At 70.5% G+C, this 23,035-nt stretch carries 20 protein-coding genes; all 20 read left to right on the forward strand.

From position 1 onward, the window contains the following. Nucleotides 1–372: 372 nt before the first annotated feature. Entirely contained in the window at nucleotides 373–1,464 is a 1,092-nt protein-coding gene (gene nrtL / locus ACZ4NB_RS18230; protein WP_467662645.1) for an ArgS-related anticodon-binding protein NrtL, read from the forward strand. Between the two features lie 29 nt (nucleotides 1,465–1,493). Then, nucleotides 1,494–2,885, forward strand: coding sequence for a diaminopimelate decarboxylase (gene lysA, locus ACZ4NB_RS18235; RefSeq protein ID WP_467662647.1), 1,392 nt, complete (start codon nucleotides 1,494–1,496; stop codon nucleotides 2,883–2,885). 153 nt (nucleotides 2,886–3,038) lie between these two features. Then, the gene (locus tag ACZ4NB_RS18240; protein ID WP_467662649.1) at nucleotides 3,039–4,331 is read left to right on the forward strand and encodes a homoserine dehydrogenase; all 1,293 of its coding nucleotides are present in this window, start codon (nucleotides 3,039–3,041) and stop codon (nucleotides 4,329–4,331) included. A gap of 8 nt (nucleotides 4,332–4,339) precedes the next feature. Further along, complete coding sequence (thrC, locus tag ACZ4NB_RS18245) at nucleotides 4,340–5,416, forward strand: threonine synthase (protein WP_467662651.1); 1,077 nt, start codon at nucleotides 4,340–4,342, stop codon at nucleotides 5,414–5,416. A 341-nt stretch (nucleotides 5,417–5,757) separates the two neighbouring features. Beyond that, nucleotides 5,758–6,675 carry a homoserine kinase gene (thrB, locus tag ACZ4NB_RS18250; protein WP_467662653.1) on the forward strand — a complete coding sequence of 306 codons (918 nt, stop codon included), beginning with the start codon at nucleotides 5,758–5,760 and terminating at the stop codon, nucleotides 6,673–6,675. Between the two features lie 374 nt (nucleotides 6,676–7,049). Further along, nucleotides 7,050–9,080, forward strand: coding sequence for a transcription termination factor Rho (gene rho / locus ACZ4NB_RS18255; protein ID WP_467662655.1), 2,031 nt, complete (start codon nucleotides 7,050–7,052; stop codon nucleotides 9,078–9,080). A gap of 391 nt (nucleotides 9,081–9,471) precedes the next feature. Next, nucleotides 9,472–10,596: an LCP family protein gene (locus tag ACZ4NB_RS18260; RefSeq protein WP_467662657.1), complete on the forward strand. Its 1,125-nt coding sequence runs from the start codon at nucleotides 9,472–9,474 to the stop codon at nucleotides 10,594–10,596. 175 nt (nucleotides 10,597–10,771) lie between these two features. Continuing rightward, a complete protein-coding gene (gene rpmE, locus ACZ4NB_RS18265) occupies nucleotides 10,772–10,993 on the forward strand; it encodes a 50S ribosomal protein L31 (RefSeq protein ID WP_033266704.1) in 222 nt (73 codons plus the stop codon). 165 nt (nucleotides 10,994–11,158) lie between these two features. After that, a complete protein-coding gene (gene prfA, locus ACZ4NB_RS18270) occupies nucleotides 11,159–12,238 on the forward strand; it encodes a peptide chain release factor 1 (protein WP_467662659.1) in 1,080 nt (359 codons plus the stop codon). 113 nt (nucleotides 12,239–12,351) lie between these two features. Next, nucleotides 12,352–13,191 (forward strand): peptide chain release factor N(5)-glutamine methyltransferase, encoded by an 840-nt coding sequence (prmC, locus tag ACZ4NB_RS18275; protein WP_467662976.1) that lies wholly within the window; start codon nucleotides 12,352–12,354, stop codon nucleotides 13,189–13,191. A gap of 202 nt (nucleotides 13,192–13,393) precedes the next feature. Then, nucleotides 13,394–14,041: an L-threonylcarbamoyladenylate synthase gene (locus ACZ4NB_RS18280; RefSeq protein WP_393493337.1), complete on the forward strand. Its 648-nt coding sequence runs from the start codon at nucleotides 13,394–13,396 to the stop codon at nucleotides 14,039–14,041. After that, nucleotides 14,038–14,721: an arsenate reductase/protein-tyrosine-phosphatase family protein gene (locus ACZ4NB_RS18285; RefSeq protein WP_467662661.1), complete on the forward strand. Its 684-nt coding sequence runs from the start codon at nucleotides 14,038–14,040 to the stop codon at nucleotides 14,719–14,721. The genes ACZ4NB_RS18280 and ACZ4NB_RS18285 overlap by 4 nt, the downstream gene beginning before the upstream one ends. A 119-nt stretch (nucleotides 14,722–14,840) precedes the next feature. Beyond that, on the forward strand, nucleotides 14,841–16,229 hold the full coding sequence (locus ACZ4NB_RS18290) for a serine hydroxymethyltransferase (protein ID WP_467662663.1): 1,389 nt from the start codon (nucleotides 14,841–14,843) through the stop codon (nucleotides 16,227–16,229). 99 nt (nucleotides 16,230–16,328) lie between these two features. Further along, nucleotides 16,329–17,669, forward strand: coding sequence for an MraY family glycosyltransferase (locus tag ACZ4NB_RS18295; protein WP_467662665.1), 1,341 nt, complete (start codon nucleotides 16,329–16,331; stop codon nucleotides 17,667–17,669). A gap of 289 nt (nucleotides 17,670–17,958) precedes the next feature. Beyond that, the gene (locus ACZ4NB_RS18300; RefSeq protein ID WP_393493326.1) at nucleotides 17,959–18,396 is read left to right on the forward strand and encodes a hypothetical protein; all 438 of its coding nucleotides are present in this window, start codon (nucleotides 17,959–17,961) and stop codon (nucleotides 18,394–18,396) included. Nucleotides 18,397–18,675: 279 nt separating this feature from the next. Continuing rightward, nucleotides 18,676–19,473 (forward strand): F0F1 ATP synthase subunit A, encoded by a 798-nt coding sequence (gene atpB, locus ACZ4NB_RS18305; protein WP_467662978.1) that lies wholly within the window; start codon nucleotides 18,676–18,678, stop codon nucleotides 19,471–19,473. A gap of 77 nt (nucleotides 19,474–19,550) precedes the next feature. Beyond that, nucleotides 19,551–19,802, forward strand: coding sequence for an ATP synthase F0 subunit C (gene atpE / locus ACZ4NB_RS18310; RefSeq protein WP_030414140.1), 252 nt, complete (start codon nucleotides 19,551–19,553; stop codon nucleotides 19,800–19,802). A gap of 58 nt (nucleotides 19,803–19,860) precedes the next feature. After that, nucleotides 19,861–20,409, forward strand: coding sequence for a F0F1 ATP synthase subunit B (locus tag ACZ4NB_RS18315; protein ID WP_467662980.1), 549 nt, complete (start codon nucleotides 19,861–19,863; stop codon nucleotides 20,407–20,409). Further along, nucleotides 20,406–21,221: a F0F1 ATP synthase subunit delta gene (locus ACZ4NB_RS18320; protein WP_467662668.1), complete on the forward strand. Its 816-nt coding sequence runs from the start codon at nucleotides 20,406–20,408 to the stop codon at nucleotides 21,219–21,221. Before ACZ4NB_RS18315 ends, ACZ4NB_RS18320 begins: the two co-directional genes overlap by 4 nt. Before the next feature lie 212 nt (nucleotides 21,222–21,433). Beyond that, nucleotides 21,434–23,026 (forward strand): F0F1 ATP synthase subunit alpha, encoded by a 1,593-nt coding sequence (gene atpA, locus ACZ4NB_RS18325; protein ID WP_467662670.1) that lies wholly within the window; start codon nucleotides 21,434–21,436, stop codon nucleotides 23,024–23,026. Nucleotides 23,027–23,035: the final 9 nt, after the last annotated feature.

Genomic DNA, 23,035 nt, shown 5'->3' on the forward strand with positions numbered 1-23,035 from the left:
ATAGCTCCGCTATCGAGACGCTCCGGCGCCTTGCGATGCACCGCACCAGACGCCGCGGCCTTTCCGACCCCGACCCATCGGACAGGCCCTAGGCGGCCCGGCTGGACCGATCGAGCCTGGGTGACCCGGTGGCGCTCGGCCGGCCCTGGTGAGCCCAAGCGCCCTGCCCGGCTGGCGTCCAGGTGAGCCCAAGCGCCCTGCACGGATGGGGCCCGGTGAGCCCGAGCCCCGTGCACGGCCGGGCGCTGGTGAGCGCAGGCCGTGCTCGGCTGGGCCCCGTACGCCCGGTGGGCCGGGCCGGGGGCGCCGCAGAGTGTCCACAAGGCGAAACCGGGTCGCGTGGATGCCCCTGTTCTCCCATACGCTTGTCCCGTGACCCCCGCTGAGCTCTCCCGTACCGTCCTGCGCTCCGTGCGCGGTGCCGTGGAGGAGCAGGAGCTCTCCGTGCCCGTGCCGGCGCGGATCGTTGTGCAGCCGCCGCCGCGGCCGGGGTGTGGGGACTACGCCTCCAATGTCGCGCTGCAGCTCGCCGGGCCGGCGGGGCGGCCCGCCCGGGAGGTCGCCGAGATTCTGCGGAAGCGGCTGGCCGGGAGCGCCGGGATCGCCCGGGTCGAGATCGCCGGTCCGGGCTTTTTGAACTTCACGCTGGGTGAGGGGGCGCAGGCCGCGCTCGTACGGGACGTGCTGGCGCAGGGGGAGCGGTACGGGGACCGCGGTGCGGGGGACGGCCCGGTCGGCGGTGCTGCGGCCGGTTCCGGGACGGGTTCCGAGGCCGGTCCTGCGGCCGGCTCCGGCGAACGCGAGACGGTCGCGGCCGATTGCGGTGCCCGCGAGGCCGTCGTGGCCGAGGTGCTGGCGCGGATCGAGGTGGCGGCGGGGCGCCGGGCGCGGGGTCCGGCCGGCCGCGTCGACGGCGATGCGCGGTCCGCCGCCCCCGAGGAGCTGGCCGCCCTCATCGGCCGGCTGGGTTCCGACGAGGCCCGCTGGGTGCTGCTGCGGCCCGCCGCCCACGATCCGGTGCGGGTGCCCGAGCGCCTGGTGCAGCGGGAGAGCAATCCGCGCTTCCGGGTGCAGTACGCCCATGCGCGGAGCCGGGCGCTGGTGCGCGGCGCGCGCGAGCTGGGCTTCACCGGCGAGCCGGGGGACGTGGGCGCCCCGTCGGCGGTCAGCGCCGCGGACGGGCCCGCCGACCACAGCCTGCAGTCCCTGCACACCCTCCTCGCCACCTATCCCTCGGTCGTCGAGAGCGCCGCGCGGCTGCGGGCGCCGGACCGGGTGGTGCGGCATCTGGAGGCGACGGCGGACGCCTTCTTCCGGTGGCACGACGCCTTTGCGCCGTTGCCCGTAGGGGACGAGAAACCCTTGGCCGTGCACCGTGCCCGCCTGGCCCTTGCCGAGGCCGGCGGAACGGTGCTCGCCAACGGCCTGCGCCTGCTCGGCATCTCCGCTCCCGAACACCTCTGATGAACGAATTTTGAGGGGATCTCCACGCCATGAGCCGTTCCGCGCATCCCGCAGGGCCCCGGCACGCCGACGTGCTGCCCGAGGGGCACTACGCCGGGCCGCCCGCCGATCTCAACACCCTTGACCCGCGCGTCTGGTCCCGTACGGTCCGGCGCAACGCCGACGGTGTGGTGACCGTCGGCGGGCTGGACGTGACCGCGCTCGCCGAGGAGTTCGGCACGCCGGCGTACTTCCTGGACGAGGACGACTTCCGGGCGCGCTGCCGGGCCTGGAAGGACGCCTTCGGGCCGGACGCCGACGTCTTCTACGCCGGCAAGGCGTTCCTCTCCCGGGCCATCGTGCGGTGGCTGCACGAGGAGGGCCTCAACCTCGACGTCTGCTCCGGCGGCGAGCTGGCGACGGCGCTGGCCGCGGGGATGCCCGCCGAGCGGATCGCGCTGCACGGCAACAACAAGAGCACCGAGGAGATCACCCGGGCCGTCGAGGCCGGGGTCGGGCGGATCGTGCTGGACTCCTTCCAGGAGATGGTGCGCGTCGCGCATATCGCCGAGCGGCTCGGCAAGCGCCAGCGCGTGCAGATCCGGGTCACGGTCGGTGTCGAGGCGCATACGCACGAGTTCATCGCGACCGCCCACGAGGACCAGAAGTTCGGGATCGCGCTGGCGGGCGGGCAGGCCGCCGAGGCCGTACGCCGCGCGCTGAAGCTCGACGGTCTGGAACTCATCGGCATCCACAGCCACATCGGCTCGCAGATCTTCGACATGGCGGGCTTCGAGGTGTCCGCCCGCCGCGTGGTGCAGCTGCTGACCGAGGTGCGCGACGAGCACGGCATCGAACTGCCCGAGATCGACCTCGGCGGCGGACTCGGCATCGCCTACACCTCGGACGACGATCCGCGCGAGCCGCACGAGATCGCCAAGGCGCTGAGCGAGATCGTGCGCAAGGAGTGCGCGGCGGCGGGGCTGGGCGTGCCGCGGCTGTCGGTCGAGCCGGGGCGCGCGATCGTGGGGCCGACGGCCTTCACGCTCTACGAGGTCGGCACGGTCAAGGAGCTGGAGGGCCTGCGGACGTATGTGTCCGTGGACGGCGGGATGTCGGACAACATCCGCACCGCCCTGTACGACGCGGAGTACAGCGTGGCCCTGGTGTCGCGCACGTCCGACGCCGAGCCGATGCTGTCGCGGGTGGTCGGCAAGCACTGCGAGAGCGGCGACATCGTCGTACGCGACGCCTTCCTGCCCGCCGACGTGGCGCCCGGGGACCTGCTCGCGGTGCCGGCCACCGGTGCGTACTGCCGGTCCATGGCGAGCAACTACAACCACGCGCTGCGGCCGCCGGTCGTGGCGGTCAGGGACGGCGAGGCCAGGGTGATCGTCCGGCGCGAGACGGAGGAAGATCTCCTGCGGTTGGATGTCGGGTAGGGCCGGATCGCCGGGGCCCGGCCCCGGATGAAATAAATGTCTCGGCATCCGGACGACGGGCGGAATCTGCCGTCCGGTGCGTGAGACTGGTGCATGAGCAGGCCGGCTGCTGGTGCATGAGCAAGCCGAAAATCGATGAGAAGCAGAGGTCGAATGATGCGTACGCGTCCGCTGAAGGTGGCGCTCCTGGGCTGTGGTGTTGTCGGCTCAGAGGTGGCGCGCATCATGACGACGCACGCGGACGACCTCGCGGCCCGCATCGGCGCGCCGGTGGAACTCGCCGGGATCGCCGTGCGCCGCCCGGACAGGGTGCGCGCCGGCGTGCCGGCCGAGCTGGTCACCACCGACGCGACCGCGCTGGTCAAACGCGGCGACATCGACGTCGTCATCGAGGTCATCGGCGGGATCGAGCCCGCGCGGTCGCTGATCACCACCGCCTTCGAGCACGGCGCGAGCGTGGTGTCCGCCAACAAGGCGCTGGTCGCCGCCGACGGCGCGGCGCTGCACGCGGCGGCCGAGGCCAACGGCGCGGACCTGTACTACGAGGCCGCCGTCGCGGGCGCGATCCCGCTGGTGCGGCCGCTGCGCGAGTCGCTGGCCGGCGACAAGGTCAACCGGGTCCTCGGCATCGTCAACGGCACCACCAACTTCATCCTCGACAAGATGGACTCGACGGGTTCCGGCTACAGCGAGGCGCTGGACGAGGCGACCGCCCTGGGGTACGCCGAGGCCGACCCGACCGCCGACGTCGAGGGCTTCGACGCCGCCGCCAAGGCCGCGATCCTGGCCGGTATCGCCTTCCACACGCGGGTGACCATCGACGATGTGCACCGCGAGGGGCTGACGGAGGTCACCGCGGCCGATATCGCCTCCGCCAAGCGGATGGGCTGCACGGTCAAGCTGCTGGCCATCTGCGAGCGGGCGGCCGACGGCGGCTCGGTCACCGCGCGGGTGCACCCCGCCATGATTCCGCTGACGCATCCGCTCGCGTCCGTCCGCGAGGCCTACAACGCGGTCTTCGTCGAGGCCGACGCGGCCGGCCAGCTGATGTTCTACGGGCCGGGTGCGGGCGGTTCGCCGACCGCCTCCGCGGTGCTCGGAGACCTCGTCGCGGTCTGCCGCAACAAGCTCGCCGGGGCCACCGGACCGGGCGAATCCGCCTACACCGCGCTGCCGGTCGGCCCCATGGGCGAGGTCGTCACGCGGTACCACATCAGTCTCGACGTGGCCGACAAGCCCGGCGTTCTTGCGCAGGTCGCGACGGTCTTCGCCGAACACGGCGTATCGATCGATACGGTCCGTCAGCAGGGCAAGGACGGCGAGGCCTCCCTCGTCGTCGTCACCCACCGAGCGGCCGACGCGGCCCTGTCGTCGACCGTCGGGGCACTGCGCGAGCTGGACACCGTCCGCGGTGTCGCCAGCATCATGCGGGTCGAAGGGGAGTAAAGGAACCCATGTCTGCCAATTCCACCGCGAGCCGTCAGTGGCGCGGAATCATCGAGGAATACCGTGACCGGCTTCCGGTCAGCGACACGACCGAGGTCGTCACCCTCCGGGAGGGCGGCACGCCCCTCGTACCGGCCCAGGTGCTCTCCGAGCGCACGGGCTGTGAGGTCCACCTCAAGGTCGAGGGTGCCAACCCCACCGGCTCCTTCAAGGACCGGGGCATGACGATGGCCATCACGCGCGCCAAGGAGGAGGGCGCCAAGGCCGTCATCTGCGCCTCCACCGGCAACACCTCCGCCTCGGCCGCCGCCTACGCGGTCCGGGCCGGGATGGTCTGCGCGGTGCTCGTCCCGCAGGGCAAGATCGCGCTCGGCAAGATGGGCCAGGCGCTGGTGCACGGCGCGAAGATCCTCCAGATCGACGGGAATTTCGACGACTGCCTGACGCTGGCCCGGGGCCTGTCCGACAACTACCCGGTCGCACTTGTGAACTCCGTCAACCCGGTGCGCATCGAGGGGCAGAAGACCGCCGCCTTCGAAATCGTCGACATGCTCGGCGACGCGCCGGACATCCATGTGCTGCCCGTCGGCAACGCCGGCAACATCACGGCGTACTGGAAGGGCTACCAGGAGTACGCGGCCGACGGCATCGCCGGCCGCACCCCGCGCATGTGGGGCTTCCAGGCATCCGGCAGTGCGCCGATCGTGCGCGGTGAGGTCGTCAAGGACCCGCACACCATCGCCACCGCGATCCGCATCGGCAACCCCGCCTCGTGGGCGAACGCCGAGCGCGCCCGGGACGAGTCCGGCGGCTTCATCGACGAGGTGACCGACCGTCAAATCCTGGCCGCCTACCGGCTGTTGGCCGCTCAGGAGGGCGTCTTCGTGGAGCCCGCCTCGGCCGCGTCCGTCGCCGGCCTGCTCAAGGCCGCCGAGGAGGGCAAGGTCGACCCCGGCCAGCGCATCGTCTGCACGGTGACCGGCAACGGCCTCAAGGACCCGGACTGGGCGGTGGCCGGAGCGCCGCAGCCGGTCACGGTCCCGATCGACGCGGACGCCGCGGCCGAGCGGCTCGGCCTCGCGTAGCACCTCCCGCCGTACGGCGCTGACCTGCGCATACGGCACCCGGTGACGGGGCGCTCGGCGTCCCGTCACCCGCACATTGCAAAGTGTGCAAAGGCTGCAAAGCCCGGTGAAGGCCGTGCCGGGGCGCGGGAAGGCGCGCGACACGCATCGTGCGCCTCCTGTGCGCCCTATGTCGCGACAGAACCTTCCTTCGATAGGCTGGCAGCCAACTCCCCTCCCCACCGCATAACGCAGTGGTGTTCAGGGCAGGTCAGAACAGACCCCACGAGCCGGCCGGGCATCTCGGTGCCGCGGCGCTTCGGGGCAGTACCGCAGCATCAATCAAGGAGAGTCATCGAGCGATGGCCGGTCCCGCGTTCCGCGCCGCCGCCGTCCGGGTGCGCACCCCCGCTACCAGCGCCAATCTCGGTCCCGGCTTCGATGCCCTGGGTCTTTCCCTGGGCCTGTACGACGATGTCGTGGTGCGGGTGGCCGACTCCGGGCTGCACATCGACATCGCAGGTGAGGGCGCCGACACCCTGCCGCGTGACGAGAGCCACCTGCTCGTACGGTCGATGCGCACCGCCTTCGAGCTGCTCGGCGGCCAGCCGCGCGGCCTGGAAATCGTCTGCGCCAACCGCATCCCGCACGGCCGCGGCCTGGGCTCCTCCTCGGCCGCCATCTGCGCGGGCATCGTCGCCGCCCGCGCGGTGACCATAGGCGGCGAGCAGAAGCTCGACGACACCGCGCTGCTGGAGCTGGCCACCGAGATCGAGGGCCACCCCGACAACGTCGCCGCCTGCCTGCTGGGCGGCTTCACGCTCGCCTGGATGGACACCGGAACCGCGCGGGCGATCCGGATGGATCCGGCCGATTCCATCGTTCCGGTGGTCTTCGTGCCCGGGAAACCGGTGCTCACCGAGACCGCCCGCGGACTGCTGCCGCGTACCGTCCCGCATGTGGACGCCGCGGCGAACGCCGGCCGCGCCGCACTGCTCGTCGAGGCCCTGACCAGGCGCCCCGAGCTGCTGCTGGCCGCGACCGAGGACCGACTCCACCAGGAGTACCGCGCCCCCGCGATGCCGGAGAGCGTGGCCCTGGTGAACCGACTGCGCGCGGACGGCGTCCCTGCAGTCGTGTCCGGTGCGGGCCCCACGGTGCTCGCGCTGGTCGAGGACGCGGCGGCCGAGAAGGTCGCGGCGCTGGCGGGTGAGGGGTGGGCGGCCAACCGGCTGACCCTCGACGCGGCAGGGGCCTGTGTGCTGCCGCTCGCCGGGTGATCACACGGGTGATCGACGATTGCCGGTCTTTGAGAGGGGGAATGTTTGTTGGATCCGGTAGTGTTAACCTCAAGTGAGTACGAGACGCCGCAGTGGCGCTGTGCTTCGTGTCCCCATTCGGGACCACCTTTCTTCCGGGAGCCTCCCAAACTGCTTGGAGCAGTTGCCTGAGCAGTAGCGAGCTTGCTCCGGAATCGGCGTGACGACATGAGTCACTCTGCATCTCATCGCGCCGGAACCAATGAATTGATTTCTCCGCCACTTCCGGCGGGACCACCGCCCCGGCCCAGTCCACGAGACCAAGGACCCAGCCGGACAGCACAACCGGTCGCCGAGCCAGACAGGCCGACGCCCGCTCCAGGGAAGGACCCTTCGTGAGCGACACCACCGATCTGATGGGCGCGCGCACCGATGGCAGTGCCACCACGCCCGCCACGGACGCTCCCGCCGCGCCTGCCACCACGCGGCGCCGCCGTTCCGGCACCGGCCTTGACGGCATGGTCCTGGCAGAGCTGCAGCAGGTCGCCTCCGGCCTCGGTATCAAGGGCACCGCGCGGATGCGCAAGAGCCAGCTGATCGAGGTCATCAAGGAGAGGCAGGCCGCGGGCTCGGGCACCGCTGCCAAGGACGCACCCGCCGACACCGAGACCAAGCCCAAGCGCCGTACGACCTCCAAGGCCCGTACCGGCGACGACGGCGCGGAGCCCGCCGCCAAGGCGGACAAGGCCGAGCGCGGCGCCAAGGCCGACAAGGCCGCGGACAAGACCGGCGCCCAGCAGCAGATCGACATCCCGGGTCAGCCGGTCAGCGACGAGCAGCCGGCCGGCGAGCGCCGCCGGCGCCGGGCGACCGCCGCCGCGGGCAGCCCGGAGACCGCGGGCGACGTCAAGACCGACACCAAGGTCGAGGTGAAGACCGAGCTCAAGGCGGACGCCAGGACCGAGACCGCGGTGTCCCCGCAGGAGACCGGCGAGGGCCGGCCCGGCAAGGGCGAGCGTCAGGAGCGCGGGCAGAAGGGCGAGCGCGGCGAGCGGCGCCAGCGCGACCGCGGCGACCGTGGCGACCGCGGCGACCGCGGCCGCAAGGGCGACGCCGGCGACGGCGGCCAGGGCGGCCAGGGCGGCCAGCGCCAGCGCGACCGCCGGGATGACGACGACGACTTCGAGGGCGGCCGCCGGGGCCGTCGCGGCCGCTACCGCGACCGCCGTGGCCGCCGTGGTGGCCGCGAGGACTTCGGCAACGAGCCGCAGGTGTCCGAGGACGACGTCCTGATCCCGGTCGCGGGCATCCTGGACATCCTCGACAACTACGCGTTCATCCGGACCTCCGGCTACCTCCCGGGCCCGAACGACGTCTACGTCTCGCTCGCCCAGGTCCGCAAGAACGGCCTGCGCAAGGGCGACCACGTCACCGGCGCGGTCCGCCAGCCCAAGGACGGCGAGCGGCGCGAGAAGTTCAACGCGCTGGTCCGGCTCGACACGGTCAACAGCGTGGCGCCCGAACAGGGCCGCGGGCGGCCGGAGTTCGGAAAGCTGACGCCCCTTTACCCGCAGGAGCGACTGCGCCTGGAAGGTGAGTCCGGCGCGCTGACGACCCGGATCATCGATCTGGTCTCGCCGATCGGCAAGGGCCAGCGCGGTCTGATCGTGGCCCCGCCGAAGACCGGCAAGACCATGATCATGCAGGCGATCGCCAACGCGATCACCCGCAACAACCCCGAGTGCCACCTGATGGTCGTCCTCGTCGACGAGCGTCCCGAAGAGGTCACCGACATGCAGCGGTCGGTCAAGGGCGAGGTCATCTCCTCGACCTTCGACCGCCCGGCCGAGGACCACACCACCGTCGCCGAGCTCGCCATCGAGCGCGCCAAGCGCCTGGTGGAGCTGGGCCACGACGTGGTCGTGCTGCTGGACTCGATCACCCGTCTGGGCCGTGCGTACAACCTCGCCGCCCCGGCCTCGGGCCGCATCCTGTCCGGTGGTGTCGACTCCACCGCGCTCTACCCGCCGAAGAAGTTCTTCGGTGCCGCGCGCAACATCGAGGACGGCGGCTCGCTGACCATCCTGGCCACCGCGCTGGTCGAGACCGGCTCGCGGATGGACGAGGTGATCTTCGAGGAGTTCAAGGGCACCGGCAACATGGAGCTCAAGCTCGACCGCAAGCTCGCCGACAAGCGGATCTTCCCGGCGGTGGACGTGGACGCGTCCGGTACCCGTAAGGAAGAGATCCTGATGGGCAGCGACGAGCTGGCCATCGTCTGGAAGCTGCGCCGGGTGCTGCACGCCCTGGACCAGCAGCAGGCGATCGAGCTGCTGCTGGACAAGATGAAGCAGACCAAGTCCAACGCGGAGTTCCTGCTGCAGATCCAGAAGACGACGCCGACCGCGGGCAACGGCAACGACTGACGCCCCGGCGCCTGCGCCACAGCCCCCCTCGCCCATACGGGTGAGGGGGGCTGTGTGCTGCGTGCCCCGTACGGCGTGCGCCGGAGCCGGTGAGCTGGTGAGCCGTGCCGCGTCCGGAGGTCCGCACGAAGTCCCCATCTGAGACCTTCGGCACAGATCCGCTTCCGAGGCAACGTTTCAGCCATGGCCGAAAACCGGACGAAAGGCCAGGTGAGAGGGGCGGCCCGCGCGTCCCGTCCATGAGCGCCTCGGCGAATTTCTAAGAAATCGCTCACCGAACGCTGTGCAACCCTTCCCGTCGACCTCCCGTCTGACAAGGAGCAACGGGCCGTGACAGCACGCAGCACGGCGGCGGCGAGGGGTAGCCGAGCGACCAAGGACTGAGGAGCAGATGGCGGACAGCAGCGGGACCGCGACGGCCGAAAGCCGAGCTCGCGGCATACGTGCCACGGGCCGCCGGCGCAAGGCGCCCAGCCGGCGCCGCCGGGTACTGACCATCTCGCTGTGCGCGGTGGTCAGCGCCGTACTGCTCGGTGGCGCCGGACTCGGATACGTCTACTTCAAGCTCAACGGCAACCTCAAGGGCGTCGACATCAACGCCGCCCTGGGCCACGACCGGCCCAAGAACGTCGACGACGGATCGATGGACATCCTCGTCATGGGGTCCGACTCCCGGGCCGGCAAGAACGGCGACTACGGCCGGGACGAGGGCGGCGCCCGCTCCGACACCGCGATGGTCGTGCACGTCTACAAGGGCCACAAGAAGGCCAGCGTCGTCAGCATCCCCCGCGACACCCTGATCGAGCGGCCCTCGTGCAGCACCAAGGACGGCAAGAACGTCCCCGGTGAGCAGCGAGCCATGTTCAACACCGCGTTCGAGGTCGGCGGGCCGGCCTGCGCCGTCAAGACCGTCGAATCGATCAGCGGGATCCGGATGGACCACTTCATCGAGGTGGACTTCACCGGCTTCAAGAAGCTCATCGACGCGCTGGGCGGGGTGGAGATCACCACCAGCAAGGCGATCGACGACAACAGCAGCCATCTGCATCTGCGGCCCGGCAAGCACACCCTCGACGGCGAGCAGTCGCTCGGCCTGGTCCGCACCCGGCACGGCGTGCCCGGCGGCGACGGCAGCGACCTGGGCCGCATCCAGCTCCAGCAGACGTTCATCAAGGCCCTGATGAACCAGGTCAAGAACGTCGGCCTGCTCACCAACCCCGCCAAGCTCTACGACGTCGCCGACACGGCCACCAAGGCCATCACCACCGACACCGACCTCAACTCGGTCGGCGAGCTGACCGGGCTGGCCAAGAGCCTGGGCTCCATCGGCTCGCAGAGCATCGACATGGTGACGCTGCCGGTCGCGTACGACACCGCCAACCCCGACCGCGTGGTGCCGCTGACCAAGCAGGGCAAGCAGGTCTGGGACGCGCTGCGGCTGGACCGGGACATCCCCAAGTCCGCGATCAAGGGCTCGGCCGGCGACAAGGGCGGCACGGACAGCTACGTGAAGTAGCCGCACGGTCCCGTCGCGGGGGTCCGCCGGGCCCGGAAACCGGCCGGGGAATAGCCGGGCACGTACCCCGGTTTTGGGAGATACGGCTAGTCCTGGCAGACTGGACCGTCGGCCCCGGTTCACGTGACGTAATCCGCGACACGACCCGGTGCACTCCCGAACCTAGGAGAATCCCTTGAAGCGCGACATCCACCCGGAGTACGTCGAGACCCAGGTCAGCTGCACCTGTGGCGCGTCCTTCACCACCCGTAGCACCGTTGCCGGCGGCAGCATCCGCGCCGACGTCTGCTCCGAGTGCCACCCGTTCTACACCGGCAAGCAGAAGATCATGGACACGGGCGGTCGCGTGGCCCGCTTCGAGGCCCGCTTCGGCAAGGCCGCCGCTGCCAAGAAGTAGCGACTCTCAAGGCGCCGGTTTCCGGTCGCCCCTGTCCTGGGGTGACCGGACCGGCGTCTTTGTTTCGTCGTCCCAGCCGTCCGGCCGGGGGGCCGGGGGCGGCGCGGCGAAGCCGCAGAAGCAGTCCCCGGGAGACACAGCCACCAGCCAGCAGAGGAACCCACGATGTTCGAGGCGGTCGAAGAACTGATCGGCGAGCACGCCGATCTCGAAAAGCGGCTGGCCGACCCCGCGGTCCACGCCGACCAGCGCGAGGCCATGCGGCTCAACAAGCGCTACGCCGAACTCACCCCGATCATCGCGACCTACCGCGACTGGAAGCAGACCGGCGAGGACATCGACACCGCGCGCGAACTCAGCCAGGACGACCCGGACTTCGCCGACGAGGTCAAGGAGCTCGACGCCCGGCGCGAGGAGCTGACCGAGAAGCTGCGGCTGCTGCTCGTCCCGCGCGACCCCAGCGACGACAAGGACGTCATCCTGGAGGTCAAGGCCGGCGAGGGCGGCGAGGAGTCCGCGCTGTTCGCCGGCGACCTGCTGCGGATGTACCTGCGCTACGCCGAGCGGGTCGGCTGGAAGACCGAGATCCTCGACGCCAACGAGTCCGACCTCGGCGGCTACAAGGACGTCCAGGTCGCGGTGAAGACCAAGGGCGGCGGCGGTGCCACCGAGCCCGGACAGGGCGTGTGGGCGCGGCTGAAGTACGAGGGCGGGGTGCACCGCGTCCAGCGCGTGCCCGCCACCGAGTCGCAGGGCCGGATCCACACCTCCGCCGCCGGCGTGCTGGTCACGCCCGAGGCCGAGGAGGTCGAGGTCGAGATCCTCGCCAACGACCTGCGGATCGACGTCTACCGCTCCTCGGGCCCCGGCGGCCAGTCGGTCAACACCACCGACTCCGCGGTGCGCATCACCCACCTGCCCACCGGCATCGTCGTCTCCTGCCAGAACGAGAAGAGCCAGCTGCAGAACAAGGAGCAGGCGATGCGCATCCTGCGCTCCCGGCTGCTGGCCGCCGCCCAGGAAGAGGCCGAGCGCGAGGCGTCCGACGCCCGGCGCAGCCAGGTCCGCACGGTCGACCGCTCCGAGCGCATCCGCACGTACAACTTCCCGGAAAACCGCATCTCGGACCACCGCGTCGGCTTCAAGGCGTACAACTTGGACCAGGTGCTCGACGGCGAACTCGACCCGGTCATCCAGGCGTGCGTCGACGCCGACTCGGCCGCCAAGCTCGCCGCCGCCCAGTAAGGCGGCACGACCCGTAAGACCCTGCACGAACCGGCTGGAGGACCCCAGTGCAGCAATCCCCCGGGGGGCACAGCGACCCCCAGCGGCCCCGCCGCGGGCCGAGCCCCCGGTCTCTGCTGCTCGCCGAGGTGGCGCAGGCCACCCAGCGGCTGGCCGACGCCGGCGTGCCCTCGCCGCGCTTCGACGCCGAGGAGCTCGCCGCGCATGTGCACGGCGTCAAGCGCAGCCAGCTGCACACCGTCCCCGACGCGGACTTCGACGCCCGCTACTGGGAGGCGATCGCCCGCCGCGAGGCGCGTGAGCCGCTCCAGCACATCACCGGCCGGGCGTTCTTCCGCTACCTCGAACTCCACGTCGGGCCGGGAGTGTTCGTGCCCCGGCCGGAGACCGAGTCGGTGGTCGGCTGGGCGATAGACGCCGTACGCGCCATGGACGTCGTCGAACCGCTCATCGTCGACCTGTGCACCGGCTCCGGGGCGATCGCCCTGGCGCTGGCGCAGGAGGTGCCGCGCTCGCGGGTGCACGCCGTGGAGCTGTCCGAAGAGGCCCTGGAGTACGCCCGCAAGAACGTCGAGGGGTCCCGCGTCGTTCTCCATCACGGTGACGCGCTGACCGCGCTTCCCGAACTGGACGGGCAGGTCGACCTGGTCGTCTCCAACCCGCCGTACATCCCGCTGACCGAGTGGGAGTACGTCGCCCCCGAGGCCCGCGACCACGACCCGGAGCTGGCGCTGTTCTCGGGCCAGGACGGCCTGGACACCATCCGTGGCATCGAGCGGACCGCACACCGCCTGCTGCGGCCCGGTGGCCTGGTCGTCATCGAGCACGCCGACACCCAGGGCGGACAAGTGCCGTGGATCTTCACCGAGGAGAAGGGATGGGCGGACGCGGCCGACCACCCCGATCTCAACAACCGCCCGCGTTTCGCGACCGCCCGAAGGGCGATGCCGTGAACCGGGCACCGGACCATTACGCCCCGTTGCGCACGAGGAGGTCCCGTAGTGACTCCGCCCCGAAGGGCTTCTCGCTCGGCCACCGGAGGGGTCTCACGACGGACGAGCCCTGCCCGCCGCCCTGCGGCGTGGAACAGAGCGTGACAGTGCGGTTTCCCTCCGCACTATCGTATTTGACGAACCGCAGCGCGAAGGAGACGTAATGGCACGGCGATACGACTGCAGCGACGCGACCGACCGCGCGACCGGTCTGCGCGAAGCCGCCTCGGCCGTCCGCCGCGGTGAGCTGGTCGTGCTGCCGACCGACACGGTCTACGGCGTCGGCGCGGACGCCTTCAGCGCGGAGGCCGTCGGCGACCTGCTGGAGGCCAAGGGCCGCGGCCGCGGTATGCCCTCGCCGGTCCTCGTCGGGTCCCCCAACACCCTGCACGGGCTGGTCACCGACTTCTCCGAGCAGGCATGGGAGCTGGTCGACGCCTTCTGGCCCGGCGCGCTCACCCTCGTCGCCCGGCACCAGCCGTCGCTGACCTGGGACCTGGGCGAGACCCACGGCACGGTCGCGGTGCGGATGCCGCTGCACCCCGTCGCGATCGAGCTGCTCACCGAATTCGGCCCGATGGCCGTCTCCAGCGCCAACCTCACCGGCCACCCGTCCCCGCAGGACTGCGACGCCGCCCAGGAGATGCTGGGCGACTCGGTCTCCGTCTACCTCGACGGCGGCCCCACGCCCGCCGCCGTACCGTCCTCGATCGTCGACGTCACCGGCAAGGTCCCGGTGCTGCTGCGCGAGGGCGCGATCAGCGCGGACGAGCTGCGCAAGGTGGTACCCGAGCTCGAGGTGGCCAATTGATGGCGCCCCTGGGGCGTGGCATAGCGGGACCAGGCGGCGACACCCCTCCCCCGGTACCCCCCGCACCCCCCTTCCGGATCCTCCACGTCAGCACCGGCAACGTCTGCCGCTCGCCGATCACCGAGCGGCTGCACCGCCATGCCCTGGAACTGCGCCTGGGCGGTGCCCACTGCGGCGGGCTGGTCGTCGAGAGCGCCGGCACCTGGGGGCATGAGGGCGCCCCCATGGAGGCGCACGCCGCCACGGTGCTGGCGGACTACGGCGCGGACCCGGCCGGCTTCATCGGCCGGGAGCTGCTCGACGAGCACGTCATCCGCGCCGACCTGGTCCTCACCGCCACCCGCGACCACCGCGCGCAGGTGATCTCGATGGGCCACTCCGCGGGACTGCGCACCTTCACGCTCAAGGAGTTCAACCGGCTGGTGCGGGCCATAGACCCCGCCACGCTGCCCGAACCCGACCCGGACCTGCCGGACGGCGGGCTGGTCGAGCGGGCCCGTGCGCTGGTCGGCGCCGCCGCCGCGCTGCGCGGCTGGCTGCTGGCGCCCAACCCGGAGTCCGACGAGGTCTACGACCCCTACGGGGCCCCCATCACCTTCTTCCGCTCCATCGGCGACGAGATCAACCAGGCGCTGGACCCGGTCGTCACCGCCCTCACGGGAGTCCCCGCACGGGCGTAGCAGGGCCCTGGGCGCGGGCGCCGGACCCCCGGTATCCCCGACAGGACCGCACACCGCGCCCGATCCTCGCACCGCGCCTACATTGGGACTACGTCCCCGTACGAGGCCCGGAGCCAGCGATGCCCGCTACCACCGCGTCACCCCGCAGCGAGTCCCCGGCCGGTCGTGCGCCGGCCGCCGAGCCCGCAGCCGGCCCCGGTGCCGGCGGGGCCGAGGCGGCCGAGGAACGGGCCCGGGCCGCCGCCCGCGAGGGGGTCACCCACCCGGCCGGCGCGCCGGACTTCGCCGCGCTGCTGAGCCAGGACCCCGAGATCGCCGGCGTACTGCTCGGCGAGAGCGCCCGGCAGAGCGACGGGCTGCAGCTGATCGCCGCGGAGAACTTCACCTCACCGGCCGTCCTCGCCGCCCTCGGCTCCCCGCTGGGCAACAAGTACGCCGAGGGCTATCCGGGAGCCCGGCACCACGGCGGCTGCGAGATCGTCGACCTCGCCGAGCGGATCGCGGTGGAGCGCGCCAAGGCCCTTTTCGGCGCCGAACACGCCAACGTCCAGGCACACTCCGGGTCTTCGGCCGTTTTGGCCGCCTACGCCGCCCTGCTGCGCCCGGGAGACACCGTCCTGGCCCTGTCCCTGCCGCACGGCGGACACCTCACCCACGGATCGCCGGCCAACTTCTCCGGCCGCTGGTTCGACTTCGCGGGCTACGGCCTCGACGAGGAGACCGGGCTGCTGGACTACGACGTGATCCGCGAGCTGGCCCGCGCCCGCCGCCCCAAGGCGATCGTCTGCGGCTCGATCTCCTACCCCCGGCACATCGACTACGCCGCCTTCCGCGATATCGCCGACGAGACCGGCGCGTATCTGATCGCCGACGTCGCGCACCCGCTCGGGCTGATCGCCGGGGGAGCGGCGCCCAGCCCCGTCCCGTACGCGCACGTGGTGTGCGGTACCACACACAAGGTCCTGCGCGGGCCGCGCGGCGGGCTGATCCTTTGCGGGGCGAAACTGGCCGAACGGATCGACCGCGCGGTGTTCCCCTTCACTCAAGGGGGTGCACAGATGAACGCGATCGCCGCCAAGGCCGTCGCCTTCGCGGAGGCCGCCACGCCCGCCTTCGCGGGGTACGCCCGCCAGGTCGTGGCCAATGCCCGGGCGCTCGCCGGGGCGCTGGCCGAGCAGGGCCTGTCGATCACCACCGGCGGCACCGACACCCATCTGATCACCGCCGACACCACGCCCCTCGACCTGGACGCCCGCACCGCCAGGGGCCGGCTGGCGGCCGCCGGGATCGTACTGGACACCTGCGCGCTGCCCTGCGCCGACCGGGCCGCGACACGCCGGAACGGGCTGCGGCTGGGCACCGCCGCGGTGACGACCCAGGGGATGGGCGAGGCCGAGATGGAGCGGGTCGCGGAGCTGATCGTCGGGGCGCTGCGGGAGGACGGCGAGATCCGCTCCAGGACCGTCGCATTGGTCCACGCCTTTCCGCCATATCCGGATCACGGATGATGGCGGGAACCGTCCGCTGACGCGTGACGTCTTCTCCTGTATTCACGGCCAGGGGGCGGACACGCATAGGGTGTGGGGCTGTGATGGCCAGCTATACCAATGGGGCAGCCCGTGCGTGAATACCTGCTGACGCTGTGCGTCACGGCCGCGGTGACCTACCTGCTGACCGGGCCGGTGCGGAAGTTCGCGATCGCGGCCGGTGCGATGCCGGAGATCCGCGCGCGCGATGTGCACCGCGAGCCGACACCGCGGCTCGGCGGCATCGCGATGTTCGGCGGGTTGTGCGCCGGCCTGCTGGTCGCCTCGCATCTGACCAACCTCAAGAGCGTCTTCGAGAACTCCAACGAGCCGCGGGCGCTGCTGTCGGGCGCCGCGCTGATCTGGATCCTCGGCGTGCTGGACGACAAGTGGGGCGTCGACGCGCTGGTCAAGCTCGGCGGCCAGATGATCGCCGCGGGTGTGATGGTCCTGCAGGGCCTGACGATCCTGTGGATCCCGATCCCCGGCGTCGGCACGGTCTCGCTGACCCCGATGCAGGGCACGCTGCTGACCGTCGCGCTGGTCGTGATCACCATCAACGCGGTGAACTTCGTGGACGGCCTGGACGGTCTGGCCTCGGGCATGGTGTGCATCGCGGCCGCGGCGTTCTTCATGTACGCGTACCGGATGTGGTTCGGCTACGGCATCGAGGCGGCCGCGCCCGCAACGCTGTTCTCGGTCGTCCTGATGGGCATGTGCCTGGGCTTCCTGCCGCACAACATGCACCCGGCGCGGATCTTCATGGGCGACTCGGGGTCGATGCTGATCGGCCTGGTGATGGCGGCCGGCGCGGTCTCGGTGACCGGCCAGGTCGACCCGGACCTGCTCAACCTGAAGGCGGGCGGTCTGCGCGAGGCCACCCACGCGATGGTGCCGGTCTACATCCCGCTGCTGCTTCCGCTGACGGTCATCGCGGTGCCGGTCGCCGACCTGATCCTGGCGATCGTGCGCCGTACGTGGAAGGGCCAGTCGCCGTTCGCCGCCGACCGCGGGCATCTGCACCACCGGCTGCTGGAGATCGGGCACTCGCACAGCCGGGCGGTGCTGATCATGTACTTCTGGTCGGCGCTGATCGCGTTCGGCGCGGTCGCGTACTCGGCGAACAACGCCAGCATGTGGATCGTGCTGGGCATCGTGCTGCTGAGCGCGGTCGGCCTGGTGCTGCTCCTGCTGCCGCGCTTCACCCCGCGGGCGCCGCGCTGGGCGGAGTGGATGGTTCCGCCCCGCTACCGCAGGGTCACCCGTACGGCCGTGGCACCGGCGATGGCGGGGGCGGACGGCGGGAGCGCCGATGCGGCGGAGGAGGAGCGCGAGCCGGTCCCGGCGGGCCTCCACGGGGCCACCGCGATCGGCGACCGGTCACGCTTCGTGGACCGCCGGAGGGCGGGGAGTCATCGCTGATACGGCTGTCCGGTCGCCCGAACGGGCATCGAAAACCGGGGCGGTTGACCCCATACCAGACAAAAAGCCGGCCGTCAGTGCACCAACGCGCAGGTTCACGCTCAGGTGTGACAGGGTCCACACGAACCAGGTAAAGACCTCATCAAATAGTTTGTGATACCGTTCACGAAACCCGGCGACAGAGCCGAAGGACCGTAGTGCGACTGTCCTTGGGCCTCAGGTTCAGCCTCAGGCCGGGTCTACGCTCGTCCCTGACGACACACCCCACACCCTTTGCCGGAGCGCCGCCATGCAGTCGAATGACGCCCGACTACTCCTTCACGCCGTTGTGCCCACGCTCGCCATCGGCGCCCTCGCCGTTGTCGTGAGCGCGGTGGTCGCGGGCGCGCAGGGAGCGATCGGCGCCGTCGTCGGCACCGCGCTGGTGATGCTCGTCATGGGGGCGGGCCTGGTTGTCCTGCAGAAGACCGCGAAGAACCTCCCGCAGCTGTTCCAGATGATGGGCCTGCTGCTCTACACGACGCAGATCCTGTTCGTGCTGGTCTTCCTGATCGCCTTCAAGGACACAACCCTCTTCGACACCAAGGCATTTGCGTTCACCCTGCTCGGCACGACCCTCATGTGGATCGCGGCGCAGACCCGCGGCCATATGAAGGCGAAAGTTCTTTACGTTGATCCCGACTCTGCCGATGCGAAGAAGGCGGAGACGGCGGGGTCGCCGACGTGACACGTAGGGCCGAAATAAATGCCCTCATGCGGGCCTGCTATCGTCCGGTGCCAACTGCGGCACAGATGGCGCAGGCGGCTGAGCTCCCGAGTTCCACTCAAGGAAACGGGCAGTTCTCGCGGCCGATGCCTGTGATCCGGCCCGGCCCAGCGCCGGCCGGCCGCCCCCAAATCCGTAAGACCAGTCCAGTGCCGCTCCGTGGCTCAACGCCGCGCCGACACAACGAGGTTGCCGTACCCATGCGCCACGCTGAAGGAGCCCGCGGTGAGTGCTGAAACGATGCTCGCCTTCAACACGGAGTGCCACCTCCTCATTCCGGGGTGTGGCTTCGAGGCCCCGGGTCTTCATTCGTTCGTATTCGAACCGCTCTTCACGATCGGCGGCTACGAGTTCAACAAGCCGATGCTGCTGGCTCTGCTCAGCACGGTCGTCGTGGTGTGGTTCTTCTGGGCCGCATTCGGCCGGGCCAAGGTCGTGCCCGGAAAGCTCCAGATGGTCGGCGAGGCGGGCTACGACTTCGTGCGCCGCGGCCTGGTCTATGACGCGCTGGGCAAGAAGGAGGGCGAGAAGTACGTCCCCCTGATGGTCTCGCTGTTCTTCTTCGTCTGGATCATGAACCTGTGGTCGATCATTCCGGTCATGGCGTTCCCGGTGACATCGGTCATCGCCTTCCCCATCGGCCTCGCGGCGATCGTCTACATCCTGTGGGTCTACCTGACCTTCAAGAAGCACGGTTTCATCGGCGGTCTGAAGAACGTCTCGGGCTATGACAAGTCGCTCGGCTGGGTGCTCCCGCTGATCGTCGTCATCGAGTTCCTGTCGAACATGATCATCCGGCCCTTCACCCACGCGGTCCGGCTCTTCGCCAACATGTTCGCCGGCCACCTGCTGATCCTGATGTTCACCATCGCGAGCTGGTACCTGCTGAACGGCATCGGCATCGTCTACGCCGGCGCCTCGTTCCTCATGACCCTCGTGATGACGGCCTTCGAGCTCTTCATCCAGGCTGTCCAGGCGTACGTCTTCGTCCTCCTGGCCTGCAACTACGTCCAGGGCGCGCTCGCCGAGCACCACTGAGCACCCCGCCTCCCAGCCCCAACAGCTGTCCGGTGGCCAACCCCCACCGGTCCGTGAAATGAGAAGGAAGTAACGGCATGTCCGCTGCTCTCGAGACTGTCAACCTCGCCTCCGCGACCGCCTTCACCGGCAGCGCCAGCGCCATCGGCTACGGCCTCGCCGCGATCGGCCCCGGCGTCGGCGTCGGCATCATCTTCGGTAACGGCACCCAGGCCCTGGCTCGTCAGCCCGAGGCCGCCGGCCTGATCCGCACCAACCAGATCATGGGTTTCGCCTTCTGTGAGGCGCTCGCCCTCATCGGCATCGTCATGGGCTTCGTTTTCAAGTAAACGAACCACATCGACACCCATTTAGACGGAAGGCACTGATGTGAAGCCCCTGGTGAACATGGCGGCGGAGGTTCCCGAGAACCCCCTGGTCCCGCCGATCCCGGAGCTGGTCATCGGCCTGCTCGCGTTCTTCATCGTCTTCGGCATCCTGGCCAAGAAGCTCCTCCCGACCATCAACAAGGTTCTGGACGAGCGTCGGAAGCTGATCGAAGGCCGGATGGAGGACGCCGAGGCGATTCAGGCCGAGGCCCAGCAGGTGCTCGCGGACTACCGGGCCCAGCTGGCCGACGCCCGCCACGAGGCCGCTCGCCTGCGCCAGGAGGCGCAGGAGCAGGGTGCGACTCTCATTGCTGAGATGCGCGCCGAGGGCCAGCGGCAGCGTGAGGAGATCATCGCTGCCGGTCACGCCCAGATCGAGGCGGACCGCAAGGCGGCTGCGCAGGCACTGCGGCAGGACGTGGGCACGCTCGCCACCGAGCTGGCCGGCAAGCTCGTCGGCGAGTCCCTTGAGGACCACGCCCGGCAGAGCCGGACCATCGACCGCTTCCTCGACGAGCTCGAGGCCCAGGCGGCGACGGACACGACGAAGGCTGAGGCCGGCCGATGAACGGAGCGAGCCGCGAGGCACTCGCCTCCGCACGCGAGCAGCTCAACGCGCTGACGGACGACGCTGCCGTCGACGCGGCGAAGCTCGCCGAGGAGCTGGCTGCCGTCACCGCTCTGCTCGACCGCGAGGTGTCGCTGCGTCGGGTCCTGACCGACCCGGCGCAGGCCGGCGAGGCGCGGGCCGAACTGGCCGGACGGCTGCTCCGCGGCCAGATCGGCGGACCGGCTCTCGACCTGGTCACCGGCATGGTCCGCTCCCGCTGGTCGCGCTCGCGCGACCTGACGGACGCGCTCGAGGAGCTGGCCTTCAGCGCCGACCTCGTCGCGGCCCAGCGGGCCGGCGGGCTCGACGACGTCGAGGACGAGCTGTTCCGGTTCGCCCGGATCGTCGGCTCCAACGGCGAGCTGCGTCGTGCGCTGACCGACCCGAACGCGACGGTCGCGGCCAAGACGGAGCTGCTGCATTCGCTGCTGGGCGGCCGGGCCAACCCGGTCACCGAGCGGATCGTGATCCGTCTTGTCGCACAGCCGCGGGGCCGTAGCCTGGAAGCGGGGCTCGACGCCCTCTCCAAGCTGGCGGCGAGCCGCCGGGACCGCATGGTCGCGGTGGTCACCTCCGCGGTGCCCCTCAGCGACGGGCAGCGGGAGCGGCTGAGCGCCTCCCTGTCCTCGCTGTACGGACGGCAGATCCACCTGAACCTCGACGTGGACCCCGAGGTCCTCGGCGGTGTGCAGGTACGGATCGGCGACGAGGTCATCAACGGGACCATCGCGGAGCGCCTCGACGAGGCGGCCCGGCGGATGGCCGGCTGACCCAGCCACCAACTCAAGAGCTGCACAACCGGCGGCCAGGCGCCGGGCCAGCCGGCCGGACCGAGAGGTCCGGCTGCGGTCCGGAAGAAGCCCCGGGGACCAGCACAAGCATGACGGCGGCCCGAGTTGGGCCGTAGGCGGAAACCCCCTGGGGACATCCCCCAGACCCCCGCAAGTAACTTCGGGCCCAACAAGGAGAGCAGGGAACCCAGATGGCGGAGCTCACGATCCGGCCGGAGGAGATCCGGGACGCGCTGGAGAACTTCGTCCAGGCGTACAAGCCGGACGCGGCCTCGCGCGAGGAGGTCGGCACGGTAAGCGAGGCCGGAGACGGCATCGCGAAGGTCGAGGGCCTTCCCTCGGCGATGGCGAACGAGCTGCTGAAGTTCGAGGACGGCACGCTCGGTCTTGCGCTGAACCTGGAAGAGCGCGAGATCGGTGCGGTGGTCCTCGGCGAGTTCAGCGGTATCGAGGAGGGCCAGCCGGTGCAGCGCACCGGTGAGGTGCTCTCGGTCGCCGTGGGCGAGGGCTACCTCGGCCGCGTCGTCGACCCGCTGGGCAACCCGATCGACGGCCTCGGCGAGATCGAGTCCGAGGACCGCCGCGCCCTGGAGCTGCAGGCCCCGGGCGTCATGGTCCGTAAGTCGGTCCACGAGCCCATGGAGACCGGCTACAAGGCCGTCGACTCGATGGTGCCGATCGGCCGCGGCCAGCGTCAGCTGATCATTGGTGACCGCCAGACCGGCAAGACCGCCCTGGCCGTCGACACGATCATCAACCAGCGCGACAACTGGCGCTCGGGCGACCCGAAGAAGCAGGTCCGCTGCATCTACGTCGCCATCGGCCAGAAGGGCTCCACCATCGCGTCCGTGCGCGGTGCGCTGGAGGAGGCCGGCGCCCTGGAGTACACCACCATCGTCGCCGCCCCGGCGTCCGACCCGGCGGGCTTCAAGTACCTGGCGCCCTACACCGGCTCGGCCATCGGCCAGCACTGGATGTACCAGGGCAAGCACGTCCTGATCATCTTCGACGACCTCTCGAAGCAGGCCGACGCCTACCGCGCCGTGTCCCTGCTGCTGCGCCGTCCGCCGGGCCGTGAGGCATACCCGGGCGACGTCTTCTACCTGCACTCGCGTCTGCTGGAGCGCTGCGCCAAGCTCTCCGACGAGATGGGCGCCGGCTCGATGACCGGCCTCCCGATCGTCGAGACCAAGGCGAACGACGTGTCGGCGTTCATCCCGACCAACGTCATCTCCATCACCGACGGCCAGTGCTTCCTGGAGTCGGACCTCTTCAACGCCAACCAGCGTCCGGCGCTGAACGTCGGTATCTCCGTCTCCCGTGTCGGTGGTTCCGCCCAGCACAAGGCCATGCGCCAGGTCTCCGGCCGGCTCCGCGTGGACCTCGCCCAGTACCGCGAGCTGGAGGCGTTCGCCGCCTTCGGTTCCGACCTGGACGCGGCCTCCAAGGCGCAGCTGGAGCGCGGTAAGCGCATGACCGAGCTGCTCAAGCAGCCCCAGTACTCCCCGTACGCGACCGAGGACCAGGTCGTCTCCATCTGGGCCGGCACCAACGGCAAGATGGACGACGTGCCGGTCGAGGACATCCGCCGCTTCGAGCGGGAGCTCCTGGACCACCTCCACCGGGAGAAGAAGGACCTGCTGACCAGCATCCGCGAGGGCGCCAAGATGTCCGACGACACCATCGGTGCGATCTCCGAGGCCGTCGACGGCTTCAAGCAGCAGTTCGAGACCTCGGACGGCAAGCTGCTCGGCGAGGACGCCCAGGCCGGCACGAGCAAGTGACGACGGAAG

The sequence above is a fragment of the Streptomyces sp. NPDC026575 genome, from assembly GCF_055567415.1.